Below are 21550 nucleotides of genomic sequence, written 5' to 3'. Positions count from 1 at the left end.
GACGATGACCGACCTGACTCCCCTGGCCCTCCCGGCGTGGGCGGTTCCCACGGCTCCCCGCCGGCAGGCGGTCGAGGAGCACTGCGTCTCCATCCGCGCCGCGTGGTGGCGTGAAGAGCTCGACCGGCGAGAGCTGCCGGGCGAGCGTCCGGCCGGGCCGTCCCTGACGCGCGCCGAGGTGTGGGCGCCGGCCGACGACGTGTTCACGCTGCTGTGGCGCACCCTGGCCTGGGGCTGTGGCTCCCACTTGCGGCAGAGCGCCCGCCGGCTGGACAGCATCGCCGAGGACGTCGATGCCGCCAGGGCGCTCCTGACCGAGGCCGCGGCGGTCTCGCGGGTCGACCCGGCGCGCGCCTTCGCCCTGATGCGCCCCGGACGGCTGAACACGTTCCGGTTCTTCGGTCCGTCGTTCTTCACGAAGTTCCTGTACTTCGCCGGGGGTGGCGAGCCGGACCACCCGTGCCTCATCCTCGACCGGGTGGTCGCGACCGCGCTGCGCGAGCACTGCGGGTGGGAATCGCTCCACCGCATCGGGCCCTGGCCGGCGGTGACCTACGAGCGATACTGCAGCCTGCTCGCCCGCTGGGCGCGCACCGGCGGCCACGCCGCCGACGAAATCGAGTTCACCCTCTTCACCCGCGGTCACTTGCGGTTGTAGAGCCGCATCGTCAACGTCCCGAACACCGCCACCAGCAACACCGACGCGCCCAGCGTGATCAGCACGGCGGGCACGTCCCACATGCCCGCCATCATCGACCGCACGCCCGTCACCAGGTGCGAGATCGGGTTGATGTCCACGAACACCCGCAGCCACCCCGGCATCGTCTCCGGGCTCACGTAGATGTTCGACAGGAACGTCAGTGGGAAGATCACCATCATGCTGACCCCCATCACCGACTTCTCGCTGCGCAGCAGCAGCCCGAACATCGTCCACACCCACGAGAACGCGAACGAGAACACCAGCAGCAGCGCCACCCCCGCCGCGACGCCCGGGAACCCGCCGCCCGGGCGGAAGCCCAGCACCAGGCCCACCAGCATGATCACCACCGAGGCGATCAAGTACCGGAGCACGTCCCCCAGCAGGTAGCCGACCATCGCCGACGGGCGCCAGATCGGCAACGTCCGGAAGCGGTCGAACACGCCCTTCTCGATATCCGTGTTGACCGCGATCCCCGTGTACATCGTGATCATCACGACGCTGCTCGCGAGGATGCCGGGCAGGAAGAACTGCAGGTACTCCCCCGGCGAACCGGCCAGCGCGCCGCCGAAGAGGTACGTGAACATCAGCGTCATCATGATCGGGAACGCGGTCACGTCGAACAGCTGCTCGGGCACGTGCTTGATCTTCAGCACGGCCCGCCAGCCGAAGGTGAACGACGTCGACAGCGCCCCCGGCCGCGGGGGCCGCCGGGTCGCGACGAGCACCGCCGCCAGGTCTTCGGCCTTGGGCGCGGCGAGTTCGGTTTCCTTGACTGCGGTGACGCTCACGCTGCTTCCTCTCCACTCGCGGTGTGGTCGGTCAGGGCCAGGAACACCTCGTCGAGGCTGGGCTGGCCGAGTGAGAACGTGTCGACGGTGATCCCCGCGGCCGCCAGCTCGGCCAGCGCGCGGGCGGACTGTTCCGCGGCCGCCGTGTCGCCGGCCGCGGCGGTGAGCCGCGCGGTCAGCGCCACCGGGTCGGGTTCGCGCTGGACGGCGGCGTCGACCACCCGGGACAGCACGCCCTCGGCGGCCTCGCGCTGCGCCGCGTCGCGCAGCCGCAGGTGGATCGCGCCGGCGCCGACCGACGCCTTCAGCTCCCCCTGCGTGCCTTCGGCGATCACGCGGCCGTGGTCGATCACCGCGATCCGCGACGCCAGCTGGTCGGCTTCGTCGAGGTACTGCGTGGTCAGCAGCACGGTCGTTCCCTGCGCGACGATCGCGCGCACGATGTCCCAGACCTGGTTGCGGCTGCGGGGATCCAGCCCGGTCGTGGGCTCGTCGAGGAACAGCAGGTCCGGTGTGTTGAGGATGCTCGCGGTGATGTCGAGCCGCCGCCGCATGCCGCCGGAGTACTGCTTGACCTGCTTGCCGGCGGCTTCGGTGAGGCCGAACGCCGCCAGCAGCTGCGCGGCCCGGTCACGCGCCGCCGGGCGGCTGTGGCCGAGCAACCGGCCCAGCAGCACCAGGTTTTCGGCGCCGGTCAGGTCTTCGTCCACCGACGCGTACTGGCCGGTGAGGCTGACCCGGCCGCGGACGGCGTCGGCCTCGCGGACGACGTCACGGCCGAACACGCGGGCCTCGCCGCCGTCCGGGCGGAGCAGGGTGGCGAGCATCCGGACGGTCGTGGTCTTGCCGGCACCGTTGGGGCCGAGTACGCCGTAGACGGTCCCGGCGGGCACCACGAGGTCGACGCCGTCGACGGCCCGGGTGTCACCGAAAACCTTGACGAGCCCGGAGGTTTCGATCGCGGGTGAGGTCATCTGCGGTCCTTTCACGCGCAGTAGGGGTGGGTCCGGCGGGCGTCGCGCAGCGCGAGCCCCCACCAGGTGAGTTCGTCGAGCAGGGCCGGCACGCGCTCGTCGTCGAACGACGGCGCGAGCAGGTCGAGGGCGACCGCGTCGCGCATCGTCACGGTGTGCAGCTCCAGGAAGACGTCCCGAAGCTGCGCGACGGCGTGACGGCCGCCGGCCCGGTAGCCGTAGGAGACGAAGCCGACCGGCTTCGCGTGCCACTCGTCGTAGGCGAAGTCGATCGCCTGCTTGAGCGGCCCGGGAAAGCTGCGGTTGTACTCGGGCGTGACGACGACGTACGCCTCCGCCCGGCCGATGCGCTCCCGGAACCGGGTCAGCCCCGGCGTCGGCTCCGCCGGGTAGGCCGCCGGGAGGTCCGCCTCGGCGAGGTCGACGGGGTCGAGGTCGAGCCCCGTCCGCCGGCCCGCCGCGGCCGTGAACCACCGGCCGACACGCGCGCCGGCGCGGCCTTCGCGGGTGCTGCCGATCAGCACCACCACCCGCAGCGGTCCACCGTCCATTCCGGCCTCCTTTCGCCTGCCGACCGGAAGGCGCGAGACGCGATGCCAGATCAGATCTGGCTGAAACGTTTCATACGCGTGGTAGGCTCGCGCTTTCTCTGCGAGGGGGTGCTTTGGTCGGCATCAAGGACGTCGCGAAGCGGGCCGGCGTCTCGATCGGCACGGTGTCCAATGTGGTCAACCGGCCGCACGTGGTCGCGGTGGCCACCCGGAACCGGGTCCTGTCGGTGATCGAAGAGCTCGGCTACGTCCGCGACGAGTCGGCGCGGCAGCTGCGCGCCGGCCGCAGCCGGATCATGGGGCTGCTCGTGCTCGACCTCGGCAACCCGTTCTTCGTCGACGTCGCCCGCGGCGCCGAGCAGGCCGCCCACGCCGAGGGCCTCAACATCATCACCTGCAACAGCGGCCAGCGGTCCGACCTCGAAGCGTCCTACCTGGCGATGTTCGCCGAGCAGCGGGTCCGCGGCGTGCTGCTGAGCCCGGTCGGGACGTCCGGCGAGGCCCTGCGCGCGTTCCGCCGCAGCGGCACGCCGTACGTGTTCGTCGACCGCAAGGCGCCGACGTCGGAGGCGAGCTCGGTCGCGGTGGACGACATCGCGGGCGGCGCGCTCGCGGCCCGCCACCTCCTGGAGACCGGCCACCGGCGCATCGCGTTCGTCAACGGCCCCGCGATCCTCGCCCAGTGCCGCGACCGCGAGCAGGGCGTCCGCACGGCGCTGACGGATTCGGGAGCGGAGCTGACGGTCCTGGAGGCGATCGGCCTCGACGTCTCTTCCGGCCGCGACGCGGGTGCCCGCCTGCTGGGCACGAGCCCCCGGCCGACGGCGGTGTTCTGCGCGAACGACCTGCTGGCACTGGGAGTCCTGCAGGCCATGGTCGGCGCGGGCGTCCGCATCCCGGAGGAGATGGCGATCGTGGGCTACGACGACATCGAGTTCGCGGGCGCGGCGGCGGTCCCGCTGACCTCGGTCCGCCAGCCGGCCCAGCGGCTCGGCCGCACGGCGGCCGAGCTGCTGCTGAACGAGACGGCGGACACGACGGTCGAGCACCAGGCGGTCGTGTTCACCCCGGAGCTGGTCGTCCGCGAGTCGACCCGCGTGCGGCGCTGACCCCGGCGGGTCAGGTCGTGGCGAACAGCCGGTAGTTCAGGACGATGTAGCCGGTGTGGTCGCTGGACGGCTTGACGTCGTTGCAGCTGACCCAGCCCACCTTGCCCGCCGAGGTCCGCACGCAGAACTCGCTCCCGGCCGACAGCACGACCGGCCCGCCCGGGGCGGGCTTGTCGTTGGCCACCGCCTTGGGACACGCGACGCCCGCCGTGTTCTCGCCGCCGTTGTAGTAGTACATCGCCGATCGGCTGACCATGAGCCCCGGGTCGGAGAAGTACAGGTCGAAGTCCCCGTTCGGGCCGCTGGTTTCCACGGCGCGCGCGTCCGGCGCGTCGATGTCGACCCCGGTGCCGGATTCGAGCCGCACCTGGGTGGACACCTCGCTCGCCTGCGCCGCGCCGGTGGACGTGGGCGGCGGCGCGGTCCCGGGCTTCGTGGCCGTGACGGTCACCGTCCGGGGCGGCGCGTCGGCCACTCCCTGGTCGTTGCCGACCTTGTAGGCCGCGAAAAGGCCGCCGATCAACGCCGCGATGACCGTGGCCATGGCGGTGATCAGCGTGCCACGACGGGTGATGCGCGCTGCCTGGACCGTCGGATCGACCCGCTCGGTTTCACTTCGCCTGCGCAACTTGTTCCCTTCGGATCCGGACCGGCCGCGCCTGGCGACCGGGAAGCTCACCGGGGTGAGTCTCGGATTCGCGGCCCGGCGTTACGACGCCGCGAGCCGGCGACATCGGTCACCCCGGGGCGGTAAATCGTTTGGCTTGCTCACGACTTTTCGGCACACTGCCGATCATGGGGCGGCACGCGTGACGAACAGGTGGGTGCGGCTGCAGGCCGTCGCGGTGTCCGGTTCCTCCGCCGAAGGGCTGATGCTCGCCGCGCTCCCCTTGCTCGCCGTTTCCCTCACCACCGATCCGCGGGAGATCTCGCTCGTCGGCATCGCCGGGCAGGCGCCGTGGCTGCTGCTTTCTCTCTTCGCCGGCGTGCTGATCGATCGCGTGCGGCGCACCGCCGTGCTCGCCTGGGCCTACGCCGTCCAGGTCGGGGCCGCGCTGGTGCTCGCCGTCGTCGCGACGGCCGGGCTGCTCAGCCTGCCCGTGCTGCTGATCGTCGCCTTCGTCGTCACCTCCGCGCAGGTGCTCGGCGACGGCGCCAGCGGGGCGCTCGTTCCCGAGCTCGTCGAGCCGGACCGGCTCGCCCACGCGAACGCGCGCCTGACCGTGATCGACCGGGGTGTCGTGCAGTTCGTCGTGCCGCCGCTGACCGGGTTCCTGATCGCCGTCGGCGCCGGGGCGCCCGCGTGGCTGGCCGCCGGCTGCGCGCTGGCCGCCCTCCTCCTGGCGCGGCGCATCCCGTCCGAGGCGAGGACCATCGCGCGGACCCACCCGCTGCGCGACCTCTCCGCCGGGCTCACGCACCTGGTCCGGACGCCGCTGCTGCGGTCGATCACGATCAACGTCGCGCTCGGCTCGTTCGCCGCCAGTGCCGGCAACTCCATGTTCGTGCTGTACGCGACGCAGGTGCTGCACGTCGGTTCGGTCGGCTACGGCCTGCTGCTCGCCTGCCTGGCGGTCGGCTGGGTGGCGTCGTCGTTCGTGGTGCAGAAGATCGTCGACCGGTTCGGGTACTCGTGGTCGATGCGGGGAGCGCAGAGCCTCGGCGCGGTGGCGCCGCTCCTGCTGGCGGTGCTGCCGCCGTGGCCGCCGCTGATCGGCGTGGTGCTGGTCTTCCTGACGTCGACGGTGCTGGTCTGGAACGTCTGCTCGCAGTCCAGCCGCCAGCGCTTCACGCCGGCCCCGCTGCTGGGGAGAGTGCTGACCAGCCATCGGGCGCTGGCCTGGGGGTTGACGCCGCTGGGTGCGCTGACCGGCGGTTTGGTGGCGGCGCACTGGAGCTTGCGGGGCGTTTGGCTGGTGGTGGCGGCGATCCAGGCGGTGAGCGCGGTGCTGGTGTGGTTCCAGCTCTCCCCGGCGGCCTTCCACCGCACCGAACTGGCGACGGCCGAGGCCGCGCGTTAGCGGATCGAGCTGTGTTTGGTTTTGACTCGCGCCACCTCGGCATTCGCTACGGTGCGATCGATTTCCTCGATCATCTTGTCGAGTTCCTGCTTGTAGCTGGCCGTGGTGTTGGGATCCTCCTTCTGCTTAACCAAGGTTTTCCTGGCCGCCTTGATCCGTGACTTCTCGGTCATGCGCTCGGCCCTGAACTTCAGCTCGAAGAAGACAGCCCCGGCGATCACCGACACCGTCGGCGCGGCGTACAAGATGATTTGGCCGTGGACGGTGTGCGTGCCGAAGGCCTGCGCGATCGTGACCATGATCGTTCCACCGCCCGCTCCGCCGATACCGGCTTGCAGGGGCTTGCCGGTCGGACCCACGAACGGCTCGGCGGGCTGCTTGCCCTGCCGACGAGATGGCTGCGTCACTCGCCACCTCCGGATTCCTTCTTGCCGTGGCGAGAGAGGTATTCGGCGGCGTAGATCCTTGCTTGCTCGGGTTCGTCCAAGTCGATTTCCGCGGGTTCACCGTCCCGGGATATCTTGATCTTTTTCCGCTTCCTTCGCCTTTGCCATTCGAGCCCTATCGACGCCACCGCCTTGACGAGGCCGGACGCCGCAGCCGCGGTAACGAGCGAGATGATCAGATCCGCATCCACGACGACTCCCATTCCTTTTCACAACGCTCCTGGGAATCGCCATCTTGTGGTCGGCCGCAACCGCCGTATCGATCCTGTTAGCCGGTCGAGACCGCACAGTTATCCACTGACGAGAGCCGCCTGCATCGGTCGACGCAGAGAAGGCCGGAGAGCGCGAACGCCCTCCGGCCTCCCGGACTGAAACCGGGTGGCGAACCGGGTCGGGGCACCGGCTCGCCACCCGGACGCCTAACCGCCCAGGGCCAGCGCCACCGCTCCCAGCAACGCCGCGTCCTGGTCGAAGCGTGCCGACACCAGCTCCGGCGGGAACGGCACCGCGTGCGCCAACCGGTCCGCCAGAGCCGGCAACAGCACATCCGCCGAGCGCACCAACCCCCCGCCGACCGCGATGCGTTGCGGGTCCAGGGAAATCGCCAGGTTCGCCACGTGCATCGACAGCTCGTCGAGCGCCGCCGTCACCAGTTCCTTCGCCTCGACGTTCTCCTTGGCCAGCGCGAACAGCTCGCCCGCGGTGACCGGGCGGCCGAGCAACTCGCTCGCCCGGCCGCCCAGCCCACGCCCACCGACGGCTTCCTCAAGCGGCGCCGCTCCGCTTGCGAAACCCTCGGTGTCCTGCGGCGAGAGCAGGTTGTACCCGATCTCGCCCGCAGCTCCGTTGGCGCCGGTCAGCAACCGGCCGCCGACCAGCACCGCCGCCGCGATGCCGGTGCCCAGGGACAGGAACACCGCCGGGTCGGCCCCGGCCAGCGCTCCCCAGCGCCACTCCGCCAGTGCCGCCGCCTTCGCGTCCGTCCCGACCGAGATCGGCACGGCCGGGAACTCGGCGGCCACCAGCTCGGCCAGGTGCAGCTCTTCCCAGCCCGGCACGTTCGGTGCCAGCAGGATCCGGTCCGGCAGCACGATTCCCGGGCTGACGACACCGATCGCGGCCGGTACTGCGCCCGACTCGGCCAGGAGCGCACGCGCCCCGGCGAGTGCCCGCACCACCACCTGCTCGGCCCCCGCCTGCGCGTCGGTGTCCAGCCGGCGGGTGGCCAGCAGGTTCCCGTCGTGGTCGGCGAGCCCCAGCGCCACCTTCGTGCCGCCGAAGTCGATCCCGAGAATCCGTTCCTCAGTCACTCCCTGAACCCCTCGATCTGCGGCGCGACGGCCGCGTCCCCGTGGTGGCCGTACCCGCCGGCCGCCCGCACCACGATCCGGCCGGTGTTGAAGCCGTCGACGCTGATCACCGGCACCGCGCCCCGCAGGTCGGCCGCCTTGTAGGTGACGGTCAGCGTCTGCGACTGGCCCGGCCACAGCGTGATGTCGTTGTCGTCCCAGGTCGCGTTCGCGAGCTGGTTGTCACCCGGTCCCTCGTGCCCGTCCGGCGTGCCGCGGCGGACGTCGGCCCGCAGGAAGAACGCCGCCCCCGGCGTCTTCGACGTGTTCGTCACGGTCACCGTGGAGACGAGGTCGCCACCGTTCGCGCGGGTCGAGGCGACGGCGCTGACCTGCGACTTGGGCAGGTTCTGCAGGGCCTGCAGGTTGCTGTACTGCGACAGCGTCGCCTGCGGGTTGCCCAGCGTCTTGCCCCAGTCGACGACGTCCTTCTGCGTCGAGAGCCAGTAGACGTTCCGGTCGACGACCTTCCCGCCCTGCTTCACCTGCAGCTCGACGAAGTAGACCTGCGCGGGCGCCGGCGCCTTCGTCTCGGCCGGCACCTTCGGCTTCAGGACGCCGGTCTTGACACCCTGCGAAGCGAGCGCGAGCCCGGAAGCCGTCTGGTCGTCGAGGACCTTGCCCGCGGTGTCGAGGACGCGAGCCTGTACCGAAAGCCCCGCCTGCGTCGTCGCCCCGAGGTTGTCCAGGGTCACGGAGCCGTTGTCGTAGCCGTAGATCGCGTGCAGCGGCTTGTTCGCCTTCTTGGCGCCGAAGAACGCGCCCGCCTGGTCGCCGTCGTCGTTGTAGAGCGACCACAGCAGCGTCGGCCAGCCCTTGTTCAGCTGCCAGTAGACGACACCGGTCGACGGGTTGTTCTTGTCCGTCGAGTGGTGCAGGAACGCCTCGAACTGCGAGCGGGTGTTCTCGTAGTTCGCGATGTTCGCCAGGTCCACATAGGACTTCAGCGAGTTCCACTTCCCGTACCGCTGGGTGATCGACTGGTCCAGCGTGTACAGCGTGCCGAACGCGTAGCCGCCGTGGTCCGGCTCGAAGTTCGCGTGGTACTGGTTGTACGCCGGGTCCTGCCACAGCTTCGCCTGCTCGGTCGGCGAGAGGAACCGCTTGATCGAGTCGAGCGTCGGCACGGTGTGCCCGGCGCTCTGCTCGCTCGCGAAGCCCCAGGAGCCACCGGCGTTGGTGCGGCTGTCATCGGTAGCGTCGAAGTGCGAAGTGTCGTACCAGTAGGACGGCGGGACCCAGTCGTACGGGCCTTCCTTCTCCCCCGAGTTGCCCAGGGTCGGCGTGCTCTTGTACTCCGCCGACGCGATCACCGGCACCTGGAAATCGGCCTCCTTGAACGCCTTCAGCGTCTCGGACTCCTGGCGCGGCACCGGCTCGTTGTCGCTCCAGCCGTAGTTGAAGACGCTCGGGTGGTTCCGCTCGCCCTGCGCGATGGTGTACGCCGAATCGTGCATGATCCGGTAGTCGCGCTCGGTCAGCGTCGAGGCGTCCTCGGGCTGCCAGGCGTCACAGCACAGGAACCCGCCGATGACGAGCAGCCCGGCGCGGTCGGCCTGGTCGTAGAAGTCCTGCGGCATGTCGTGGCCCTCGAGGCGGACGCCGGAGAGGCCCATGTTCTTGATCAGCGCGATCTGGTGGGCGGTGTCGGCCGAGTCGTAGCGCAGGAACAGGTCCGGTGCGAATCCGCCGCCGCGGAAGACGAAGTCCTTGCCGTTGATCGTGAACTGGCGGGCGCCCTCGGGCAGCGGCGCGGACTTGCCGACCAGGCGCGAGGTCACCGTGCGGATGCCGAACGTGCTCTTGGACGACGTCGACAGCACGCCGTCCTGCGACACCGCGGTGGTCAGCGTGTACAGCGGCTGGTCGCCCATCGAGTACGGCCACCAGACCTGCGGGTGGTTGATCTTCACGGGCGCGAACGTCACCGTCCGCTTGGTGTTCGCCGGGATCGTCACCCGCTGGTGGACGACGACCGGCGCGCCCGACGGCGCGGTGACCGTCGCGGCGACATCGCCGGTCTGCGGGTTCGCCGCGTCGTTGGTGACGTCGACCTTCACCGTCAGCTTCGAGCTGGACAGGTCGGGCGCGTTGTCCTGCACGACGTGCGCGTTGTCGCCGGTGAGCGCGTCGCCGACCTGCAGCGTCGGCGGGAACTGGATGCCGGTGTTGTTGTCCGGCGGGATCTGGCCCCAGTCGACCTGGTCGAGCGTGTACATCTTCAGCGGGTTGTTCGGGTAGACCTTGATCGCCAGGGTGTTCTTGCCCGGCTTCACCAGCTTCGAGACGTCGAAGGTGTGCCCGGCGAACGCGCCGCTCACGACGTCCTTCGACGCGACGAGCTTGCCGTTCACCCAGACGTCGCCCTCGCCGACGATGCCCGGGATGGTCAGCTTCGCGTGCTGGCCGTTCTTGAAGTCCGGGGTGAAGTCGGCGCGGTACCACCACGGGTCGGAGAACGGCTTCGTGACGACGGGGCCGAGCTTGTCGACGTACCCGAAGCACTTGCGCATGTTGTCGGAGTAGAAGACGTCCGGGCACTTGCCGTTCTGCACCAGGGCGTTGATCTCGGTGCCCGGCGCGCCCGCGTCGTCCGGCTTGACCGGCAGCCAGCCGCGGGTGGCGTACCCGGGCGTGGAGACCTTGTCGCCGCCGTCCTTGACGTCGGCGGTGGTGAGCACCTGCCAGCCTTGCAGGCCGATCGTGCTGAGGCCGTGCGGTTTCGCCGCTTCGGCGTGGACGTCCTGCGCCGAGGCCGGCGGGGCCACGCTGAGCACCCCCGGCACCAGGAGCAGCGCGGCCAGCGCCGCGAGCTTCTTCGTCATGCCTGAGCCCCTTCGGGTTCGGTGGAGGCGAAGGCCTCCTTGATCTCCTTGGGTCCGAACGGCCACGTCTTCTCGGTCTTGGCGTAGACGAGGTAAGCGAGCGCGCCGACGGCGATCCAGCCCAGCGACAGCCCGATCGAGAGCCAGGTCGCGGAGACGTAGATGTAGACCCAGCCGACCAGCGCGACGATCGTCGGCACCGGGTAGAGCCACTGCCGGTAGGGCCGCCTGAGGTTCGGCTGGCGGCGGCGCAGCGTCACGATGGCCGCGACCTGGGCCAGCGACTGGATGACGACCAGGGTGGCGACGGCCGCGTTGATGACGTCGGTCAGCGTGAACAGCGAGCCGATGATGGTGATCGCGCCCATGGTGAGCACGCCGGCCGTCGGCAGGTTCAGCTTCGGGTGCAGCTTGCCGAACATCGACAGGAACACCTTGTCCCGCGCGGCTTCGAAGGGCACACGCGAGCCGCCGAGCAGGCCGGCGAACACCGAGCCGATGGCCGCGACGATGATGAAGACGGTGACGATCTTCGCCGTCACGGAGCCCCACGCCTGCTCCAGCACGGTCGAGGCGACCGAGGTGGCGGTCTTCAGCTCCTCCAGCGGAACCGAGCCGAGCACGCCGACCTGCAGCAGGAAGTAGAGACTCATGATGCCGACGATCGAGAAGAGGATCGACCGCGGGATCGTCCGGCCGGGCGAGCGGACCTCGCCGCCGAGGTAGGCCGTCGTGTTGTAGCCGAGGTAGTCGTAGATGGCGATGATCAGGCCGGCACCGAGGCCGCCCCAGAACGTGCCTTCACCGGCCGAGCTGAACGCGCCCGGCGTGAACGCGAACGCCTGCGCGCCGCTGAAGTGCGAGAACGCCGCGACGATCGTGGTCAGCACGGCGATGAGCATGACCACGAACAGGACCGTCGTGAGCTTGCCGATCTGGCCGATCTTGCGGAACAGCGCGGCGACGATGACGAGCGTGATGCCGACGCCGATGATCTTGCCCAGGGCCGTCGTGCCCGCGTCGTCGGTGACGCCGGGGATCAGGTAGCCGAGGTACTGGACGAGGCCGATGATGCCGGTGGACATGATCAGCGGGATGAACAGCACCGCGCTCCAGACGAACAGGAACGGCATCAGCCGTCCGGTGCGGTACTGGAAGGCTTCGCGCAGGTACAGGTAGGTGCCGCCGGCGCCCGGCATCGCGGCGCCGAGCTCGGCCCAGATGAGCCCGTCGGCCAGCGCGACGATCGCCCCGATGATCCAGCCGAACATCGCCTGCGGGCCGCCCATGGTGGCGACCATCGCGGGGATCGTGACGAACGGGCCGATACCGCACATCTGGGTCATGTTGATCGCGGTGGCCTGCAGCGGGCCGATCTTGCGCTCAAGGGCGGGTTGCGGCTCCCCTGAGCGAGTGGGTGAACTCACGGCGTGCCTCCGTCTAGTAGTTAGTAAAGTTTCTTAACATAGAACGTGCGGAGTCGAAAGAGTTCCGTGGATAAACTTGCGGCAACGCGGATCGGAGATGGGGACGTCGTGGGGCGAATCGGGCCGCAGGTGGGAACCCCGGCGACCATGCGGGCGCTGAACCAGCGCGTGGTGCTGGAGCGGCTGCGCGGACAGGGCGAAGCGACCCGACCGCAGATCGCGGCCGCGACGGGGCTGTCGAAACCGACCGTGGGACAGGCGCTCCTCGATCTCGAGCAGCACGGACTGGTCCGGACCACTGGCCACAGCCTGGCCGGCCCGGGCCGCGCGGCGGTCGTCTACCGGGCCGCGCCGGACGCGGGGCACGTCGTCGGCGTCGACATCGGGCGGCGGGCGATCCGGATCGCCGTGGCCGACCTGGAGGGCAGCATCGTCGCGCGGCTCGACGAGCCCAACCGGTGCCGCTCCGCGAGCGCTTTGGTGCGCACCGTCAGCGAATCCGTCGAACGGGCGGTGACTTCGGCCGGGCTCACCCCCGGCGACGTCGTCTCGACGGTGGTCGGCACACCCGGCGTCCCCGACCCGGCGACCGGGACGGTCCACCGCGCGCCGAACCTGCCGGGCTGGGAGCGGCGCGGGCTGCTGCACGAGCTGGTCGCGGCGTTGGCGACGGCGGGTTCGGACGTCGTGGTGGAGAACGACGCGAACCTGTGCGCGGTGGGCGAGCACGCCCTCGGGGCGGCGCTGGGCGTGGACGTGCTGGTGTGCCTGACGGTCGGCACGGGGATCGGCATGGGGCTGCTGGTGGAAGGCCGCCTGTTCCGCGGAGCCCACGGCGCGGCGGGCGAGATCGCGGACTTGCCGTTCGGGCCCGTCCCGCCGGCGGAGGCGGGCACGCGACGGCCGGGCCCGATGGAGACGGCGGCCGCGGGCCAGGCGGTGGTCGAGGCGGCTCGATCGTCGGGCTTGCCGGCGCGGTCGGCGAAGGACGTGTTCCGGTTGGCCCGGGACGGGGATTCGCGGGCGCTTCGGGTGGTTGCGGAGGAAGCGGAGAAGCTGGCTTACGTGGTCGCGGCGGTCACCGCGGTGCTCGACCCGCGGTTGATCGTGCTGGGCGGCGGGATCGGGGGCAACGCGGACTTGCTGGTGCCCCCGATGCGGCGGGCGTTGGCGGCGACGGTGCCGGTGGTGCCGGAGATCGTCGCCGGGCAGCTGGGTGAGGACGCGGTACTGGCGGGGGCGATCGCCACGGCGCTGGGGACGGCTCGGGAGCTGGTGTTCGACCGCCGCGGCCTGCGGCGGGCAGCAGGTGGGGCTTAGGAGCGGTCACTCCGGAGCCCAGCGCATCCGGCCCGCACAGCGACCAAACGACCGGTCGCCCCTCCCGCTGATGGACTTGGATCCGCCGCGCGGCCGGGTCGGCACCAGGAGAACGACCGGTCGCCCCGATCAGTCCCCCGCCGCCGCCAAGAGCCAGCCGCGACACCCGGCAAAGCCGACCCGCGAGCTAGTCCGAAGGCCCCCGCAGCGTGAGGACCACCCGCAGCACGTGCTCGACCGCCGCCGGGAACAGTGCCGCCCTCAACTCCCCTCGCTCCGCCAAGTTCGCCGAAGCGAACTCCAGCACCCGCTCGGGCCCGCCCCGCCGCACCACGAGCGCCGCCAGGTCCTCGAGGTCCAGGTCCGGGTGGTCGAGGCGCGTCAAGGCGAACTCGATCATCAGCTCCTCCGACGTCATGTCCACCTCCTCCCTCCATCCTAAGCACCTCGGGTTAACACTTGATCGAACAGACTTCGAGCCCCGATGTGGTGATCTCCACGCCGGCCCGGGCCACCCACAGCAGGCGCCGATTGCGCCGTTCGACGGAGATTTCGGGCGATCGTGTACGGAACGCGGATACCCGGTAACCCGGACGAGCCGGTCAGTCATGATGCAGGACCACCCGGCGGCGGATCGGAGGCGACATGGCCCTGCACCGGCAACCCACGCGAGCCGGACTCCGGCGGCCCCGGCACGCCCACCCCGCCCGCTGGTGGCCGCCCGTTCTCGTGGCCGCCACCGTCGCCGCCGTGATCCCCGGGGACACCGTCGGGGGCCTGCTCGCGGGCACCGGCATCCTCGTGGCCCTGACCGCGGTCGCCGCGGCCCGGCGCGTGCTGGGCCACGCCTCCGTGCACGTCAACCTCATCCTCGCCGAGGAACTGGCGCTGTCCGGACGCGGGCCGGTCGTCCAGCCGGACAGCTGAGGCCACCCCTCTCCGTGCGATGACTCACTCCGGCCCGCTTACTGTACCGTCCAGACGGTATAGTAAACCGCATGACCACCAGTCAGCCGACCCGGGAAACGGCCGGGCCCCTCAGCCACCGCCACCGGTGGGCCGCGTTGAGCGTGCTGGTCGGCGCCGTGCTCCTGCTCGCGGTCGACGGCACGGTGCTCTACCTCGCCGTCCCCTCGCTCACCCGTGAGCTCGCGCCGACCGCGATCGAAATCCTCTGGATCGGCGACATCTACTCCCTCGCCCTGGCCGGTCTGCTCGTCACGGCCGGGAACCTCGCCGACCGCTTCGGCCGCAAGCGAGTACTGCTCATCGGCACCGCGGCGTTCGGGCTGGCGTCCGCGCTGGCCGCGTTCTCCCCCACCGCCGGAGTGCTCGTCCTCGCCCGGCTGCTGCTCGGGATCGCCGGCGCGACGATCATGCCGTCCACGCTGTCACTCATCCGCACCCTTTTCCCCGACCCGCGCGAGCGCACCCGCGCCATCGCGGTCTGGTCGGCCGGGTCCGGCGGCGGCATCGCGCTGGGCCCGCTCGTCGGCGGCGCGCTCCTCGAGCACTACTGGTGGGGCTCGGTGTTCCTGATCAACGTGCCGATCGTCGTCGTCTTCCTCATCGCGGGCGCGTTCCTGCTGCCGGAGTCCCGCGACCCGAACCCGGGCCGCTTCGACGTGCTCTCGGCCGGCCTGTCGATGGCCGCGATCGTCCCGCTCGTCTACGCGGTCAAGCACGCCGTCGGCTCGGGGATCGACGCGCAGGTGGCCGTCGCGGCCGCCGTCGGCGTCGTCTCGGGTGTCCTGTTCGTCCGCCGGCAGCGACGGACGGCCGATCCGCTGATCGACGTCACCCTGTTCCGCAACGGCGCGTTCACCGGCGCGGTCCTGGCGAGCTTCATCGCGGTCTTCGCGTTGATGGGCCTGCTGTTCTTCTTCTCGCAGTACCTGCAGCTCGTCCGCGGCTTCTCGCCGTTGCGGGCCGGGTTCGCGGAAATGCCGGCGACGCTCGCGTCGATCGTCGTCGTGGCCGCCGTCGGCGTGGTCGTCCGGCGGCTCGGCCAGGGACGCGCGGTCGCCGCCGCCCTCGCTGTCGCCGCACTCGGTCTGGCCCTGGTCGCCGTCGCCGAGCCGCTCCCGCAGTACTGGTGGCTGGGCCTGACGCTCGTCCCGGTCGGGCTCGGGGTGGGACTCGCGCTGACGCTGACCGTCGACTCGGTGTTGTCGGCCGTCCCGCCGGACAAGGCCGGTTCGGCGTCGGCGATCTCCGAGACGGCGTACGAACTCGGTGCGGCGCTGGGCATCGCGATCCTGGGCTCCCTGGTCACCGTGGCCTACCGCGGTTTCCTGCCCGCCGGCCCGATCCCGGCCGAGGCACGCGACTCCCTGGCGTCCGCGGCGAGGGTGCTCGCCCCGGAGTCGGACCTCGCGGACGCCGCCCGGGAGGCTTTCACCGGCGCGATGCAGGTGACGTCGCTCGCGGCCGCGGGCGTCACCGCCATCGCCGCGGTGATCGCCTGGCGTACGATTCCGTCCGGAAAGGACTGAGCATGCCCCGAAAAGCCGGACGCAGCCCGGAAGAGACGCGCCGGGCGCTGCTCGACGCGGCCGGGACGGTCATCCGCACGCGGGGTGTCCCGGCGTCGCTCGACGACATCGCCAAGGCGGCCGGGGTGTCGAAAGGCGGGCTCCTGTACCACTTCCCCGCGAAGGACGCCCTGGTGCGCGCACTCGCCCAGGACATCCTGGACACCTTCCGCGCCGAGGTGCTGGCGGCGCTCGACCCGGAAGACACCCGCGCGGGCCGGCTGACCCGCGCCTACATCCGGGCATCGCTGGACACGTCGTACGACGAGGTCGCCGTGCGCGAGAACATCGCGCTGATCGCCCAGTTGATTTCGATCCCCGAAATCGCGGCACTCGCCCGCGCGGACGCCGAACGCTGGGACCGCGACCTCCACGACGACGGCCTCCCCGACCACGTGGTCACCCTGGTGGTCGCGGCGGCGGACGGAGCGAGCACGGCCCCGCTCTGGGGGGTCGGCCTCGCGGTGGCCGCGGCGCGGAGGCTGGAACAGCAGCTGCTCGACCTGACGTCCGACACCACGGACGGCCTGTCAACCCGCAATTAGTGTTGGGAAATCACCACTCGCACCGCCCTACGGAAGTCGGCTCCCGTGGACGCTAACACCAGGTAAATTTTCGACAGCGCGCGCAAATCCGGCAAATCCCCGTCCCCTACGAGGAGTCTTCCGATGTCGAGGAAGTTCGCCCTGGCCGGCGCTGTCGCGCTGGCCCTGGCCGTGACGCCGATCGCCGCGGGCACCGCGTCCGCCGCTCCGGCCGGCACCCAGCAGGAAGCGGCCGTCACCACGGTCTACTACAGCACCGCCAGCGCACCGTCGTTCCGCTCGGTGATCAACGCCGGTGCCGCCAACTGGAACCGCAGCGTGACCAACGTCAGACTGGTCGAGCGCAACTCCGGCGCGAGCCTGCGCTACACCGAGGGCAACGACCCCCGCGGGTCCTACGCCTCGACCAACGGGCACGGCAGCGGCACCATCTTCATCGACTACACCCAGGCCCGCCAGTACAACCCGACCCGCATCGCGGCACACGAGACCGGGCACGCCCTCGGGCTGCCCGACCACTACTCGGGCCCGTGCTCGGAACTGATGTCCGGCGGCGGCCCCGGCCCGTCCTGCACCAACGCGGTGCCGAACTCCGCCGAGCGCAGCCGGGTCAACTCGCTGTGGGCCAACGGCCTCGCGGCGACGAACCAGGCCGGCCAGCAGATCTACGAGACGATCTACGGCTACTGATCCGAAGCTGGCTGCGGCCCCGGGGACGATCTTTCCCCGGGGCCGCTTCGCGTCGCCCATAATGGGGGCGTGAACGAGCCGGTGCGGGTCGCCTGGGTCCGGAAACCGCGCAGACGCCGGCCGCGCGAGCGCGGACTGCGCGGGCGGGCCCGGCTCTGGGTCACCGCCGCCGGGCTCGTGCTGGCGCTGGCCGTCGGGTGCGGGGCCTTCGCCGTGCAGCGCTACCAGGCCCACATGCGTGCTTCCGGGGTGGAGACGGTCGCGACCGTCCAGGAGGTCCTGGCGATCCGCGGCGGCTACAAGCTGAGCGTCGGCTTCACCACCGCGACCGGCCGCGAAGTCAGCACCGAACTCGACGACTTCCCCCGGGATCCGCAGCCGGGAATCGGCGACCGGCTCACCATCCGCTACGACCCCGACCGGCCGGACGTCACGCTGTGGGACGTCCGCGACCCGCCGGAGTTCGCCGGGGCCACGATCTTCCTGATCTGCCTGTCGGCGGTACTGGCGGCCGCGTCCGCGGTCTTCTTCGCCCTGACGCGGCGACGCCGACCCTGACCGGGACGAAATCAAGGAGTTCCACGACGCCCAAGCCCATGACGGGTGGGGGAACCGCGGTTTCGGCGGCGCTCGCGGTCCCGGCTCCCAGTTGACCTTCGGCGCTTTCCGCTTCAACCGGCGGAAAGTCGCGAACTAGCCCCAAGTCAGGAACCGGTAGTGCAGTCCGGTCGACGACTCCTGCCACTCCCCCGCGGAGTCCGGCGCCCGCCCGACCTCCGGCGCCCGGGTGTCGCCCTCGAAGGTCTCCCGGATCTCCGTCACCACGATCCGGTCCGCGAACGGCAGCGCCGCCCGGTACACCGCCGCCCCGCCGATCACCCAGCCGTCGCCGGACACCGCGGCCAGTGCCGGTGCCAGGTCGGCGAACGTCTCGGCACCCTCCTGCGGCGCCGTCGACAGCACGAGGTTGCGCCGGCCCGGCAGCGGGCGGAACCGCGGCGGCAGCGACTCCCACGTACGTCGTCCCATGAGGACGGTCGCGCCCGACGTCAGCGCGCGGAAGTGTTTCAGGTCCTCCGGGAGGTGCCACGGCAGCGCGCCGTCGCGGCCGATGACGCCGTTCGCCGACTGCGCCCAGACCAGCCCGATCACACCGCCACCGGCGCCTTGATGCCGGGGTGCGGGTCGTAGCCGTCGAGCGCGATGTCGTCGTAGGTGTAGTCGAAGAGGCTGTCCGCCTGCTTGAGGCTCAGCGTGGGGAACGGCCGCGCGTCCCGGGCGAGCTGCTTGCGGACCTGCTCTTCGTGGTTGTCGTAGATGTGACAGTCGCCGCCGGTCCACACGAAGTCGCCGGGGCGCAGGCCGACCTGCTCGGCGATCATGTGCGTCAGCAGCGCGTAACTCGCGATGTTGAACGGCACGCCGAGGAACAGGTCCGCGCTGCGCTGGTACAGCTGACAGGACAGCTCGCCGTCGGCGACGTAGAACTGGAAGAACGCGTGGCACGGCGGCAGCGCCATCCGCGGGATGTCGGCGACGTTCCACGCCGAGACGATGATCCGCCGCGAGTCCGGGTTCTCGCGCAGCGTGCGCAGCACCTCGGCGATCTGGTCGACGTGCCCGCCGTCCGGGGTCGGCCACGACCGCCACTGGACGCCGTAGACCGGGCCGAGGTCGCCGTCCGGTGCCGCCCACTCGTCCCAGATCGTGACGCCGTTCTCCTGGAGCCACTCGACGTTGCCGTCGCCGCGCAGGAACCACAACAGCTCGTACGCGACCGAGCGGAAGTGCACCTTCTTGGTCGTGACCAGCGGGAACCCGTCGGCCAGGCGGTAGCGCAGCTGGTGCCCGAAGATCGACCGCGTGCCCGTGCCGGTCCGGTCCGCCTTGCGGGCGCCGGAGTCGAGAACATGACGGAGGAGGTCTTCGTACTGCGTGTCGGGCATGCCCGGGAGCCTAGACGAGCCGCTCCAGGTAGGCCCGGAGCATCGCCTTGAGCTGGTCGAGAAGTCCGGCGGCGCCCTCGGGGTCGGCGCGGAACGCCTCCTGGATGACGGCGTCGGCGGCGAGGAAGGCGGTGCGGCACGCCGTCGCGGCTTCCTCGTCGTCGCGGAGGACGCCCTGGGCGACGAGCACGCGGTGCACTCCGGTGGCCATCACGCGCTTGTGGGCGACGTCGGCTTCCCGCGTCGCCTCGGTGAGCCCACGGCCCAGCCAGAGGGCACGGAACCCGGGCTCGGCGCGGTAGAGCGCGGCGAACGCGTCGACGAGCAGGCCGACGGGGTCGTCCCAGGTCTCCTTCGCCGCCTGGTCCGCGAACGCCGCCATGAGGTCTTCCAGCCGGGTGAGGTAGCCGTCGGCCAGTGCCTCGGTGATGGCGTCGCGGTCCGGCAGGTACTGGTACAGCGTCCCGACGGAGACGCCGGCCGCGGCGGCGACCCGGGTCGTCGTCAGGGCCTCGACGCCCTCCTCGGCGAGCAGCCGGTCGGCGGCCTCGAGCACCCGCGCCAGCTTTTCGCGGGCCCGGGCCTGACGCGGTACGCGCCGCAGCATCGCTCGCTCCAAACCTGAACGTGACTTTGTTTCGCATTTATTCTAGCCTCGGGCGATGGCAGTGGGAAGTTCCGAGCTCGACGACGCGCGGCGGGCGGTCGCCCGCGCCAGCAACGGCCTGGCCGGCGAGGGCCTGCTGATCGGCACGGCGGGCAACGTCAGCGTCCGGGCCGGCGAGCACGTGGCGGTGACCGCGACGGGAATCGTGCTGGGTGCGGCCACGCCGGACGACGTGACGGGCGTCGACCTCGACGGCACGGTCGTCGCCGGAGAGCTCGCGCCGACGTCGGAACTCGAGCTGCACCTGGGGATCTACCGGCGCTACGACGTGGGCGCGGTCGTGCACACGCACTCGCCGCAGGCCACGGCGGTGTCGCTGGTGCTCGACGAGCTGCCCTGCGTGCACTACCAGCAGCTCGCGCTGGGCGGCTCGGTCCGGGTCGCGCCGTTCGCCGTGTTCGGGTCCGCGGAGCTGGCCGCCGGCACGCTCGCGGCGCTCGAGGGCAAGGCGGCGGCGCTGCTGGCCAACCACGGAGCGATCGCCCACGGGCCGACGCTCGACGCGGCGATGGACAACGCACTGCTGCTGGAGTGGGCGTGCGGCCTGTACGTCCGGGCGGCGGCGCTCGGCGCGCCGCGGGCACTGGACGAGTGGCAACAGGAAGCCGTCGTGACCGCGGCCGTGCGAAGCGGGTACGGCCGGCCCCGGCGAATCGAGGACCGATGACGCAGACCGTCGTGACGCTGGGCGCGCACGTGTTCGACGTGCAGGTCCGGCCGGTCGAGGCCATCCCGGAGGGCCAGGGCGCGGCGCTGGTGGAGCAGATCCGGTTCGGCCCGGCGGGGACGGCCGCGGGCACGGCGGTGACGCTGGCGAAGCTCGGTGCCTGGGTCCGGTCGGCCGGCGCGGTCGGCGACGATCCCATCGGTGACCTGCTGCTTTCGCTGCTGGCGCAGTACGGCATCGACACGTCGCTGGTGCTTCGCCGATCGGGCGTGCAGACGTCGGCGTCGGTGCTCCCGATCCGCGCGGACGGCAGCCGGCCCGCGTTCCACGTGCCGGGCGCGAACCTGGGGTACGAGCCGTCGGAGGCTCCCGTCGCCGAAATCGCCCGCGCGACGCACCTGCACCTGGGCGGGCCGGAGCTGATGGGCGGTGCCGCGGCCGCGGCGATCCTGGTGCCGGCGCGACTGTCCGGCGTCGTGACGTCGGCCGACCTGCTGGCCCCCGGGGACCCGGGGGTGCTCGCCTGGCTCGATCCCGCTCTGTCCTCTTTGGACTACCTGCTGCCGAACGAAGAGCAGCTGCTGGGGTTGACGAGCGCGGTCTCGCCGGAGGACGGCGCCCGCGCGCTGCTGGAGCGCGGGGTCGGGTGCGTCGCGGTCACGCGGGGCGCGCGCGGGGCGTTGGTCGTCACCGCGGAGGAGACGATCGCGGTGCCGGCCTTCGCGGTCCCGGTCGTCGACACGACGGGCTGCGGCGACGCGTTTTCGGCGGGGTTCCTGCGAGGTGTCGGTCTGGGCCGATCGCTGCGTGAGGCGGCCGTGCTGGGTTGCGCGGCGGCGGGCCTGGTCGCCCAAGGACTGGGCAGCGACCACGGCGACTTCGACCTGGCGGCGGCCGACGCCTTCGCGGCTTCGACGCCGGTCCTCCCGACGCCCTGACCCGCGCCCATAGCGCGACGACTGCAGTTTTCGCGCATCGCCACCCCTTGACT

At 71.2% G+C, this 21550-nt stretch carries 24 protein-coding genes; 11 read left to right on the top strand and 13 right to left on the bottom strand.

Going from position 1 to position 21550, the window contains the following annotated elements; all coding sequences use genetic code 11:
- Positions 1-4: 4 nt before the first annotated feature.
- Positions 5-658, top strand: a complete 654-nt coding sequence (locus ABZ342_RS31060) for a hypothetical protein (protein WP_360480484.1) — start codon at positions 5-7, stop codon at positions 656-658.
- Here ABZ342_RS31060 and ABZ342_RS31055 read toward each other — a convergent pair.
- Genes ABZ342_RS31055 through ABZ342_RS31045 form a run of 3 tightly spaced genes read right to left on the bottom strand, consistent with a single transcriptional unit; the run spans position 643 to position 3013 of the window.
- Positions 643-1488, bottom strand: coding sequence for an ABC transporter permease (locus tag ABZ342_RS31055; RefSeq protein WP_360480389.1), 846 nt, complete (start codon positions 1486-1488; stop codon positions 643-645). The two genes, ABZ342_RS31060 and ABZ342_RS31055, sit on opposite strands and share 16 nt — an antisense overlap.
- Positions 1485-2462 carry an ATP-binding cassette domain-containing protein gene (locus ABZ342_RS31050; protein ID WP_155543350.1) on the bottom strand — a complete coding sequence of 326 codons (978 nt, stop codon included), beginning with the start codon at positions 2460-2462 and terminating at the stop codon, positions 1485-1487. The genes ABZ342_RS31055 and ABZ342_RS31050 overlap by 4 nt, the downstream gene beginning before the upstream one ends.
- 11 nt (positions 2463-2473) lie before the next feature.
- The gene (locus ABZ342_RS31045) at positions 2474-3013 is read right to left on the bottom strand and encodes an NAD(P)H-dependent oxidoreductase (RefSeq protein ID WP_360480386.1); all 540 of its coding nucleotides are present in this window, start codon (positions 3011-3013) and stop codon (positions 2474-2476) included.
- 113 nt (positions 3014-3126) lie between these two features.
- Here ABZ342_RS31045 and ABZ342_RS31040 point away from each other — a divergent pair, with 113 nt between their 5' ends.
- On the top strand, positions 3127-4122 hold the full coding sequence (locus tag ABZ342_RS31040; RefSeq protein WP_360480383.1) for a LacI family DNA-binding transcriptional regulator: 996 nt from the start codon (positions 3127-3129) through the stop codon (positions 4120-4122).
- Positions 4123-4132: 10 nt separating this feature from the next.
- On the opposite strand, the gene ABZ342_RS31035 is transcribed toward ABZ342_RS31040, so the two are convergent.
- Complete coding sequence (locus tag ABZ342_RS31035; RefSeq protein ID WP_360480380.1) at positions 4133-4750, bottom strand: hypothetical protein; 618 nt, start codon at positions 4748-4750, stop codon at positions 4133-4135.
- 181 nt (positions 4751-4931) lie between these two features.
- Here ABZ342_RS31035 and ABZ342_RS31030 point away from each other — a divergent pair, with 181 nt between their 5' ends.
- Entirely contained in the window at positions 4932-6143 is a 1212-nt protein-coding gene (locus ABZ342_RS31030) for an MFS transporter (protein ID WP_360480377.1), read from the top strand.
- Here ABZ342_RS31030 and ABZ342_RS31025 read toward each other — a convergent pair.
- The 5 genes from ABZ342_RS31025 to ABZ342_RS31005 form a co-directional block, all read right to left on the bottom strand.
- Positions 6140-6550 carry a hypothetical protein gene (locus ABZ342_RS31025; protein ID WP_155543345.1) on the bottom strand — a complete coding sequence of 137 codons (411 nt, stop codon included), beginning with the start codon at positions 6548-6550 and terminating at the stop codon, positions 6140-6142. The two genes, ABZ342_RS31030 and ABZ342_RS31025, sit on opposite strands and share 4 nt — an antisense overlap.
- A complete protein-coding gene (locus ABZ342_RS31020) occupies positions 6547-6780 on the bottom strand; it encodes a hypothetical protein (RefSeq protein WP_155543344.1) in 234 nt (77 codons plus the stop codon). Before ABZ342_RS31020 ends, ABZ342_RS31025 begins: the two co-directional genes overlap by 4 nt.
- A gap of 228 nt (positions 6781-7008) precedes the next feature.
- On the bottom strand, positions 7009-7899 hold the full coding sequence (locus ABZ342_RS31015) for an ROK family protein (RefSeq protein ID WP_360480373.1): 891 nt from the start codon (positions 7897-7899) through the stop codon (positions 7009-7011).
- Positions 7896-10763 carry a beta-mannosidase gene (locus ABZ342_RS31010; protein ID WP_360480370.1) on the bottom strand — a complete coding sequence of 956 codons (2868 nt, stop codon included), beginning with the start codon at positions 10761-10763 and terminating at the stop codon, positions 7896-7898. Before ABZ342_RS31010 ends, ABZ342_RS31015 begins: the two co-directional genes overlap by 4 nt.
- A complete protein-coding gene (locus ABZ342_RS31005; RefSeq protein WP_360480367.1) occupies positions 10760-12190 on the bottom strand; it encodes an APC family permease in 1431 nt (476 codons plus the stop codon). The genes ABZ342_RS31010 and ABZ342_RS31005 overlap by 4 nt, the downstream gene beginning before the upstream one ends.
- 147 nt (positions 12191-12337) lie before the next feature.
- On the opposite strand from ABZ342_RS31005, the gene ABZ342_RS31000 reads away from it, so the two are divergent.
- A complete protein-coding gene (locus ABZ342_RS31000; RefSeq protein ID WP_360480481.1) occupies positions 12338-13510 on the top strand; it encodes an ROK family protein in 1173 nt (390 codons plus the stop codon).
- 187 nt (positions 13511-13697) lie between these two features.
- Here ABZ342_RS31000 and ABZ342_RS30995 read toward each other — a convergent pair whose 3' ends face one another.
- On the bottom strand, positions 13698-13928 hold the full coding sequence (locus ABZ342_RS30995; protein ID WP_155543340.1) for a hypothetical protein: 231 nt from the start codon (positions 13926-13928) through the stop codon (positions 13698-13700).
- 227 nt (positions 13929-14155) lie between these two features.
- Here ABZ342_RS30995 and ABZ342_RS30990 point away from each other — a divergent pair, with 227 nt between their 5' ends.
- The 5 genes from ABZ342_RS30990 to ABZ342_RS30970 all read left to right on the top strand — a co-directional run bounded on the left by ABZ342_RS30990 (position 14156) and on the right by ABZ342_RS30970 (position 17837).
- Positions 14156-14437, top strand: coding sequence for a hypothetical protein (locus ABZ342_RS30990; RefSeq protein WP_155543339.1), 282 nt, complete (start codon positions 14156-14158; stop codon positions 14435-14437).
- Positions 14438-14508: 71 nt separating this feature from the next.
- Complete coding sequence (locus ABZ342_RS30985) at positions 14509-16005, top strand: MFS transporter (RefSeq protein ID WP_360480362.1); 1497 nt, start codon at positions 14509-14511, stop codon at positions 16003-16005.
- A 2-nt stretch (positions 16006-16007) separates the two neighbouring features.
- The gene (locus tag ABZ342_RS30980) at positions 16008-16589 is read left to right on the top strand and encodes a TetR/AcrR family transcriptional regulator (RefSeq protein WP_360480359.1); all 582 of its coding nucleotides are present in this window, start codon (positions 16008-16010) and stop codon (positions 16587-16589) included.
- Between the two features lie 123 nt (positions 16590-16712).
- Complete coding sequence (locus ABZ342_RS30975) at positions 16713-17279, top strand: snapalysin family zinc-dependent metalloprotease (protein WP_155543336.1); 567 nt, start codon at positions 16713-16715, stop codon at positions 17277-17279.
- 69 nt (positions 17280-17348) lie between these two features.
- A complete protein-coding gene (locus ABZ342_RS30970) occupies positions 17349-17837 on the top strand; it encodes a DUF3592 domain-containing protein (RefSeq protein ID WP_360480356.1) in 489 nt (162 codons plus the stop codon).
- Positions 17838-17972: 135 nt separating this feature from the next.
- On the opposite strand, the gene ABZ342_RS30965 is transcribed toward ABZ342_RS30970, so the two are convergent.
- The 3 genes from ABZ342_RS30965 to ABZ342_RS30955 are packed head-to-tail and all read right to left on the bottom strand — an operon-like array spanning position 17973 to position 19832.
- Entirely contained in the window at positions 17973-18431 is a 459-nt protein-coding gene (locus tag ABZ342_RS30965) for a dihydrofolate reductase (RefSeq protein WP_360480353.1), read from the bottom strand.
- Positions 18428-19225, bottom strand: coding sequence for a thymidylate synthase (locus ABZ342_RS30960; RefSeq protein ID WP_155543333.1), 798 nt, complete (start codon positions 19223-19225; stop codon positions 18428-18430). Before ABZ342_RS30960 ends, ABZ342_RS30965 begins: the two co-directional genes overlap by 4 nt.
- 10 nt (positions 19226-19235) lie before the next feature.
- Positions 19236-19832, bottom strand: a complete 597-nt coding sequence (locus ABZ342_RS30955; protein ID WP_360480350.1) for a TetR/AcrR family transcriptional regulator — start codon at positions 19830-19832, stop codon at positions 19236-19238.
- A gap of 55 nt (positions 19833-19887) precedes the next feature.
- On the opposite strand from ABZ342_RS30955, the gene ABZ342_RS30950 reads away from it, so the two are divergent.
- Together ABZ342_RS30950 and ABZ342_RS30945 are read left to right on the top strand one after the other, a co-directional pair.
- Positions 19888-20559, top strand: coding sequence for a class II aldolase/adducin family protein (locus tag ABZ342_RS30950; protein ID WP_360480347.1), 672 nt, complete (start codon positions 19888-19890; stop codon positions 20557-20559).
- Complete coding sequence (locus ABZ342_RS30945; RefSeq protein WP_360480344.1) at positions 20556-21497, top strand: sugar kinase; 942 nt, start codon at positions 20556-20558, stop codon at positions 21495-21497. The genes ABZ342_RS30950 and ABZ342_RS30945 overlap by 4 nt, the downstream gene beginning before the upstream one ends.
- Positions 21498-21550 lie beyond the last annotated feature (53 nt).

The organism is Amycolatopsis sp. NPDC005961 (assembly GCF_040629235.1).
Lineage (GTDB): Bacteria > Actinomycetota > Actinomycetes > Mycobacteriales > Pseudonocardiaceae > Amycolatopsis > Amycolatopsis camponoti.
The sequence above is the reverse complement of the archived record's forward strand: the minus strand, read 5'-3'. Positions and strand labels throughout refer to the sequence as shown.

What these genes read in the sequence shown, in the direction of transcription:
- ABZ342_RS30960 (WP_155543333.1), bottom strand. Translation starts at nt 19,225, where the DNA reads ATGCCCGACACGCAGTACGAAGACCTCCTCCGTCATGTTCTCGACTCC.
- ABZ342_RS30945 (WP_360480344.1), top strand. Translation starts at nt 20,556, where the DNA reads ATGACGCAGACCGTCGTGACGCTGGGCGCGCACGTGTTCGACGTGCAG.
- ABZ342_RS31060 (WP_360480484.1), top strand. Translation starts at nt 5, where the DNA reads ATGACCGACCTGACTCCCCTGGCCCTCCCGGCGTGGGCGGTTCCCACG.
- ABZ342_RS31045 (WP_360480386.1), bottom strand. Translation starts at nt 3,013, where the DNA reads ATGGACGGTGGACCGCTGCGGGTGGTGGTGCTGATCGGCAGCACCCGC.
- ABZ342_RS30955 (WP_360480350.1), bottom strand. Translation starts at nt 19,832, where the DNA reads ATGCTGCGGCGCGTACCGCGTCAGGCCCGGGCCCGCGAAAAGCTGGCG.
- ABZ342_RS30995 (WP_155543340.1), bottom strand. Translation starts at nt 13,928, where the DNA reads ATGACGTCGGAGGAGCTGATGATCGAGTTCGCCTTGACGCGCCTCGAC.
- ABZ342_RS31000 (WP_360480481.1), top strand. Translation starts at nt 12,338, where the DNA reads ATGCGGGCGCTGAACCAGCGCGTGGTGCTGGAGCGGCTGCGCGGACAG.
- ABZ342_RS31010 (WP_360480370.1), bottom strand. Translation starts at nt 10,763, where the DNA reads ATGACGAAGAAGCTCGCGGCGCTGGCCGCGCTGCTCCTGGTGCCGGGG.
- ABZ342_RS30990 (WP_155543339.1), top strand. Translation starts at nt 14,156, where the DNA reads ATGGCCCTGCACCGGCAACCCACGCGAGCCGGACTCCGGCGGCCCCGG.
- ABZ342_RS30950 (WP_360480347.1), top strand. Translation starts at nt 19,888, where the DNA reads ATGGCAGTGGGAAGTTCCGAGCTCGACGACGCGCGGCGGGCGGTCGCC.
- ABZ342_RS31050 (WP_155543350.1), bottom strand. Translation starts at nt 2,462, where the DNA reads ATGACCTCACCCGCGATCGAAACCTCCGGGCTCGTCAAGGTTTTCGGT.
- ABZ342_RS30980 (WP_360480359.1), top strand. Translation starts at nt 16,008, where the DNA reads ATGCCCCGAAAAGCCGGACGCAGCCCGGAAGAGACGCGCCGGGCGCTG.
- ABZ342_RS30985 (WP_360480362.1), top strand. Translation starts at nt 14,509, where the DNA reads ATGACCACCAGTCAGCCGACCCGGGAAACGGCCGGGCCCCTCAGCCAC.
- ABZ342_RS30975 (WP_155543336.1), top strand. Translation starts at nt 16,713, where the DNA reads ATGTCGAGGAAGTTCGCCCTGGCCGGCGCTGTCGCGCTGGCCCTGGCC.